Below are 220 nucleotides of genomic sequence, written 5' to 3'. Positions count from 1 at the left end.
ATGGCATAGCCGGGCTGTATGATTACTGCATTTTCGAGCCCGACCATACTCCGTACGTAGGCCTCTTGTATGTCTTCCGGCAACGATGTTGAAATTCCGTTCGGGTATACAGTATGGTCGTCTACGCCCTCAGGCTCCAAGAAAACCTGATGCGAGTCTTTATCCGCAAATCGAACCACCTTGTCTTCAATAGATGGGCAATAACGCGGGCCCACGCCAT

General features: G+C 50.9%; 1 protein-coding gene. It reads right to left on the bottom strand.

Translation table 11 applies throughout. The annotated features are described in order from the left end of the window. On the bottom strand, positions 1-220 hold a 220-nt coding region (locus tag A3722_RS23490; protein WP_201722050.1), incomplete at both ends, for an FAD-dependent oxidoreductase.

Source organism: Sulfitobacter sp. HI0027 (assembly GCF_001634775.1).
Lineage (GTDB): Bacteria > Pseudomonadota > Alphaproteobacteria > Rhodobacterales > Rhodobacteraceae > Sulfitobacter.
This window is presented reverse-complemented; position numbering and strand designations above follow the sequence as displayed.